At 66.8% G+C, this 5,302-nt stretch carries 5 protein-coding genes and 1 pseudogene; 2 read left to right on the top strand and 4 right to left on the bottom strand.

Going from position 1 to position 5,302, the window contains the following annotated elements; genetic code table 11:
* From WAZ62_RS18875 to WAZ62_RS18890, 4 genes and pseudogenes are all read right to left on the bottom strand, one after another.
* Positions 1–318 (bottom strand): annotated as a pseudogene (locus tag WAZ62_RS18875) (hypothetical protein); the annotation flags it as partial.
* 233 nt (positions 319–551) lie between these two features.
* Entirely contained in the window at positions 552–1,430 is an 879-nt protein-coding gene (locus WAZ62_RS18880) for a VOC family protein (RefSeq protein WP_422645081.1), read from the bottom strand.
* Positions 1,431–1,551: 121 nt separating this feature from the next.
* On the bottom strand, positions 1,552–2,601 hold the full coding sequence (locus WAZ62_RS18885; RefSeq protein WP_422645082.1) for a 2Fe-2S iron-sulfur cluster-binding protein: 1,050 nt from the start codon (positions 2,599–2,601) through the stop codon (positions 1,552–1,554).
* Between the two features lie 61 nt (positions 2,602–2,662).
* The gene (locus tag WAZ62_RS18890) at positions 2,663–3,856 is read right to left on the bottom strand and encodes a flavin-dependent monooxygenase (RefSeq protein ID WP_422645083.1); all 1,194 of its coding nucleotides are present in this window, start codon (positions 3,854–3,856) and stop codon (positions 2,663–2,665) included.
* 239 nt (positions 3,857–4,095) lie between these two features.
* Between WAZ62_RS18890 and WAZ62_RS18895 the strand changes: the two genes are divergently transcribed.
* Positions 4,096–4,599 carry a flavin reductase family protein gene (locus WAZ62_RS18895; protein ID WP_422645084.1) on the top strand — a complete coding sequence of 168 codons (504 nt, stop codon included), beginning with the start codon at positions 4,096–4,098 and terminating at the stop codon, positions 4,597–4,599.
* Between the two features lie 66 nt (positions 4,600–4,665).
* A partial coding sequence (locus tag WAZ62_RS18900; protein ID WP_422645085.1) for a penicillin acylase family protein occupies positions 4,666–5,302 on the top strand: 637 nt, incomplete at its 3' end.

A 5,302-nucleotide genomic window follows, 5' to 3' on the forward strand; every position in this document is an offset into this window, starting at 1 on the left:
GTCATGGCCGACGGCCAGGGCGACGCTGCCGCCCACCGCCGCGACCTGGGTCAGGGTCGAGTCCAGCCGCGTGAGCCCGGCCCCGGGCAGGATGCGCGCGTCGCGCCAGGTCGCGGCCGCGTCGTCGCTGATCAGGACATGGCCGCTTTCGCCGACAGCGATCAGCCGGTCGCCGATCGAGGCGACGCCATTGACACGCAGGCGAGCCGGGTTGGTTTCAGTGTCCGGGAAATGGGGCAGGCCGCGCGGATAGAAGGCGTAGACGGCGATGATGCCGATGAACAACGCCATCACAATGCCCAGCGATCTCTTGGCCATCTAGCCGCTCTCCTCCCCATGCCGGCGGCGCTGCCGCCCGGACGGCCGCCTGTTCGTGACAGGCGTGCCTTTTTTGCCAATCTAGTCCGCGCCCTTGCCTGCTTCCAATGAGCATTGGCACAGGATCGGGGGGTATCGCCGGCATCGACCGAGGCTCGAAAAGACCGTTGACCGACGACACTCCCCCGCCCTTGTTCACCCGGAAGGCGGGACCCGGGTGCGCAAAACCTGAATCAACCGCCGAGGCGATGGCCCCAATGGCTCGGCGTCGTCGTCTCGAACACCTGATGATTGGTCCAGTCCTTCACCACGCCCCCCCAGCCGTATTCGAGGGCGAAGTTGCCCGGGGTCACGATGTAGAAGGAAATCATGTCGTCGTTGACGTGACGGCCGAGGCTCATGACCACCGGCACCTGATATTGCGCCACGCGGTCGAGGGCGCGGCCGACCTCGTCGATGCTGTCGACCTCGATCATCACGTGGATGCAGTTGGCCGGGCTCGGCATTTCCGCGAGGGCGAGGGAATGCTGGCGCGGATTGCAGTGATAGAACTGGATGCGCAGCGGCGGCATCCCCGGCAGCATCGAGATCTTCAGGATGTCCGACAGGCCGAAATCGGCGACCTCGGTCCAGAACTTGTGGGTTTCCTCGAAGGCGAAGGGCGCGGGCAGCACGACATGGCCAAGCCCCATGCCCTCGGTCACGAAGCCCGAGACGCCGATGGGCGACTGGAAACGGGCGAAGTCGGAGATCGGCCCCCAATAGACTTCATGCCGGTTGCCCGAGGGATCGGCGAAAGTGAAATATTCCTGCACGTAGCGGATCGCGGCATCCTCGGCGCTGCCGTCGGTGATCTCCACGCCCTTGCCGGCGAGGGTCTCGCGCGCGGTGCGATAGGCGATCTGGTCCTGCACCTCCCAGCCCGAGGCGATCAGGCCATCCTCGGCCGCCGGCAGGATCAGGAAGCGGAAGCGGCGCCCGTCCATCTTCAGATGCAGGCGGCCATCCGGCGCGTCTTCCGCCATGAGGCCCAGAACCTCGGTCGCGAACTGCCGCCATTTCGCATTGTCGGTCGAGCCGACGACGACATATCCCAATTCCCGGATCGACACGCTTTCCTCCACCGTTTTGTTCAGGTCTCGCGCCCTCGAGGGCCGTTACCCTTCTCGTCTCCTGACCCTAGACGAACGGGGAAGACGATCATCGTCTGCATGGACTACGGCGCAGGTCGCCCTACTCGGGGAAGGAGACTTTCACCTTGTCGGTCAGCGGCAGGGCCTGGCAGGCCAGGATCCAGCCCTCGGCGAGGTCGGTCTTGTCGAGGACACTGTTCTTGGACATTTTCACCTCGCCCGCCTCCAGCTTGCACATGCAGGCGCTGCAGCTGCCCATCCGGCAGGAATGGGGCGCCTGGATGCCGGCGTCGAGCATGACGTCGAGCAGATGGCGCGCGGTCGGCCATGGGATCGTGTGGGTTTCACCGTCCAGCAACACTTCCGCCTCGGCGCGGGGGCCGCTTTCGGCCGCCCTGGCCTGCGCCTCGATGGCGGCGACGGCGGCGATCGGATCGCCGTCGAGGGAAATGAATTTTTCCAGATGCACCCGGCCGCGCTCGACCCCGAGGGCGGAAAGCGCGGCGACGACGCCGTCCATGAAGGGGCTGGGGCCGCAGATGAAGGCGTCATGGGTGGGGGCATAGGGCTGGACGAGGGCGGCGATCTGCTCGGGCGAGGGCAGGCCTTGCACCGATTCCAGCCAGTGCAGCACGGTCATCCGGCCGGGGTTCTCGGCGGCGAGGCGGCGCAGTTCCGCGGCGAAGATCACCGATTTCTCGTCCCGATTGGCATAGACCAGAACGACATGGCCGCGCCCCTTCAGCAGCGCCGACTTCAGGATCGACATCACCGGGGTAACACCGCTGCCGCCGGCGAACAGCAGCAGGTCGCGGTCGAGATTTTTCGGCGTGAAGACGCCGGCGGGGGGCAACACGTCGACCACATCGCCCGGGCGAAGATTGTCGCACACCCAGTTGGAGGCACGGCCGCCGGCAACCCGCTTCACCGTCACCTTGGGCGCCTCCCCGGTGAAGGGCGACGAGGCGAGGGAATAACAGCGGGCGACCGAAGCCTCCCCCTCGCCGACGCGAAGGGTGAGGAACTGGCCGGGCTTGTAGGCGAACCGCTCGCGCAGGGGCTCGCCCACCTCGAAGATCACCGACCTGGCGTCGGGCGTCTCCTCGACGACGGCGGCGACTTTCAGCGTATGATACTGCAGCGGCTGCATGTTCCGGCCCGGCCCCCATTATTCTGTCGCGCCCCCGGCGCGGCGCCGGGGGCGGGAAGGATCAGATGAAAAAGTCCTTGTTGTCGAGCCCCAGCACGACGCCGCCCCAGTTGCGCCCGATCGAATCCGACTGGTTGGCCGCATGGGCCTTGCCGGTCGAGATGTCGCGGAAGATGCGCGAGAACGCCAGGCCGTTGAACACCGCGGCGCCGCCGCCGGCCTTGAAGATGCGCTGGGCGAGATTGATGCAGCGCTCGGGCACGTCGGCCGACTGGAAGCGATACATCATGCGTTCCTCGATCGTGGTGAATTCGCCCTTCACCGCGTCGTCGTACATCTTGCCGATATTGCGGTGGAGCAGCACCTTCATCTCGTCGATCGCCGACAGGGTCTCGGCGATGACGAGCTGGGCCGTCGCGTCCTCGGCGGTCTTGGCGCCGGTCACGGTCACGCGCTTGGCGGCATATTTGATGAAGGCATCGATCATCGCCTGCAGCCCGCCGATGGTCGAGGTCGAGACCGAACGGATGAAGACCTGGGCGAAGGGCAGGCGGTAAATGGGCGAGGTGTTGATGGCGTTACCCGGGCTCATGCACATCAGGGCGTCGGCCATCTTGTGGGTGCGATATTCGGGGATGAACACATCCTCGACCACGATGTCGTGGCTGCCGGTGCCGCGCAGGCCGTGGGTGTCCCAGGTATCGACGATCTGGTAATCCTTGCGCGGCAGCAGGAAGGTGCGGGCATCCAGGTTGCCGCTGTCGGGATCGACCATGCCGCCGAGGAAGATCCAGTCGCAATGCTCGCAGCCCGACGAGAAGCGCCAGCGCCCGGAGAAGCGGTAGCCGCCCTCGACCGGCATGGCCTTGCCGGTCATCATATAGGTCGAGGAGATGAGGACCGAGGTATCCTGGCCCCAGACATCCTGCGCCGCCTGGTCCTCGAACAGGGCCATCTGCCAGTTGTGGGCGCCGATCACGCCATAGCACCAGGCCGGCGACATGTCGCCCTCGGCGAGGGTCATCAGCACGTCGTAGAACACCGAGGGATGCATTTCGTAACCGCCCCAGCGCTTGGGCTGGAGGATGCGGAACAGGCCGGCGGCCTGGAAGTCGGCGATCGTCTCGTCGGGAACGCGGCGGGCCTTTTCGGTCGCCGCCGCCCTCTCCCGCAACACGGGAACAAGGGCCCGCGCCCGCGCCACCATTTCCGCCGCCGTCGGCACCTGCAGATTGACGTCGCTGCTTCCGTCCATGTCTCGATCCTTCCCGTGTCGTCGCGCAACGGCCGCGATGACGCGACCCCCTGGCTTTGGCCGGATCATGGGTGCGGGCGACGGGGGGCGGCATCGTCTGTTAGGACTAAGCAGCGGGCGCGGCTCCGTCTCCCTCAAGCAGACGATGGCGATCTTGCGACAATGGTGGAAATTCGGCTCTATTGACGCGACCGGCAGGGTGCATCGAACCGTGCCGCCAGTATCCGAGGACAGATCCGATGCCCGACGCCCCTTCCCAGCCCCCCGCCGAACTGGCCGCCGCCTTCAAGGGCGCCATGCGCCGCCTGGCGGCCACCGTCACCGTGATCTCGACCGGCGACGGCGGCGAACGCCAGGGCATGACCGCGACCGCCGTCACCTCGGTGACGACCGATCCGCCGGCCATCCTCGTCTGCGTGAACCAGAGCGCCAGCCTGCATCCCGTCATGACCAGCGGCACCCGCTTCTGCGTGAACCTGCTGAACAACGCCCATGCCGATGTCGCCGGCGCCTTTGGCGGCAAGCTGCAGGGGGCGGAGCGTTTCTCGGCCGGCGACTGGTCCGACAACGACAAGGGCGTGCCGTTCCTTACCGACGCCCAGGCCAACATCTTCTGCACCGTCGATGCCCTGATGATCTATGGCACCCACACGATCTTCGTCGGCAAGGTCGACTCGGTTCGACTTTTCGGCGACATCGCGCCTCTGATCTATCAGGATGGACACTACATCAAGGCGAGCTGACGCCGGTTTCCCTGTTTCCGACGCTCGGCCGCCACGGTTTCGTGGTTGCGTTCGGAGCGTTGCGGGATGGACAAGGTCTGGGGTGCCGCCGTCGGCGCGGCCCTTGCGTTGCGGGCGGTGTTTTCCACCCCGCCCCGCCGGCTGGATCTCGATGACCGGCTGGCCATGGTGCCGCGCGGCGCCCCCCTCGCCCGGCCGCTCGTGATCCGCTGGAGCGAGCAACAGATCCCCTTCATCGAGGCGGAAACGGACGAGGATCTGTTCACCGGCCTTGGCCTCGTCCACGCACACCTGCGCCTTGGCCAGATCGAGATCATGCGCCGGGTCGCCCTCGGCCGGGTCGCGGAAATGGCGGGGCCGCTGGCCCTCGATCTCGACCGCTCCTTGCGCCTGTTCGGCTTTCGCGACGCGGCTCGGGCGACGATCGCCGGCCTGCCGGCGGAAACCCGCCGCTTTCTCGATTGTTTTCTTTCGGGTTACAATCACCAGCTGATGAACGGCGCCGCCCTGCCGCCCGAATGCGCCCTGCTGGCGATCGGGCGGGAGCCCTGGACCCTCGCCGACTTCCTCGCCTACAGCCGGCTGATGGCGGCGGATTCGCACTGGCTGTCCTGGGGCCGGCTGCTGCGGGCGCGGGACGGCCTGCCGGCGCCGGACTGGTCCCTGCTCTGGCGGCGGCTGAAGGCGGCGGGCCTGTCGGCCC

It is taken from the genome of Zavarzinia sp., assembly GCF_049306435.1.
Lineage (GTDB): Bacteria > Pseudomonadota > Alphaproteobacteria > Zavarziniales > Zavarziniaceae > Zavarzinia.

What these genes read in the sequence shown, in the direction of transcription:
- WAZ62_RS18895 (WP_422645084.1), top strand. Translation starts at nt 4,096, where the DNA reads ATGCCCGACGCCCCTTCCCAGCCCCCCGCCGAACTGGCCGCCGCCTTC.
- WAZ62_RS18890 (WP_422645083.1), bottom strand. Translation starts at nt 3,856, where the DNA reads ATGGACGGAAGCAGCGACGTCAATCTGCAGGTGCCGACGGCGGCGGAA.
- WAZ62_RS18885 (WP_422645082.1), bottom strand. Translation starts at nt 2,601, where the DNA reads ATGCAGCCGCTGCAGTATCATACGCTGAAAGTCGCCGCCGTCGTCGAG.